The sequence below is a fragment of the Arthrobacter sp. NamB2 genome, assembly GCF_005281365.1.
Lineage (GTDB): Bacteria > Actinomycetota > Actinomycetes > Actinomycetales > Micrococcaceae > Arthrobacter_D.
In genome coordinates, this window is sequence record NZ_SZWI01000024.1 from 1 (window position 1) to 478 (window position 478).

The 478-nt window shown below is 64.9% G+C and carries 1 pseudogene; it reads right to left on the reverse strand.

Going from position 1 to position 478, the window contains the following annotated elements:
* Positions 1-478, reverse strand: a pseudogene (locus FDK12_RS14970) (DUF11 domain-containing protein); the annotation flags it as partial.

A 478-nucleotide genomic window follows, 5' to 3' on the forward strand; every position in this document is an offset into this window, starting at 1 on the left:
CGACGTCGATCGCGTGGACGTGTTCGTCACGTCGATGCCGTACACGAGCTCCCACCGACCATCCCCGATCGGGGCCGCCGAGACCAGCTCCTTGTCGTGCGTCGGGACACCGATCAGTTCGATACCCGCCGGATCACAGTTCACCTGCACCGGGTCCTCGCTGTCCGCCGGCTGAGGCGCGCTCACGCATGCGGTGTTGATCAGCGTGTCAGGGACACCCTCACCGAGGGTGACCTCGTACTCGTGGACATAGGCGTTGGCCTCACCGGGCTCGAGCGGCGTGTCGATCTCGAAGGATCCGAGCTCGGGCTGCTTGTCATCGCGGACGACGACACCGTTCAGGACTCCCTGTCCGGTGTTGGTCACGACGACCCGGTAGTTGATGGTGTCGCCGTCGGAGAAGCTCGGGTATTCGGCGACGTCGTTCGCGTCGCGCCAGACGCCCTCACTGTCCTGGACGTACTTCTTCAGCGACACC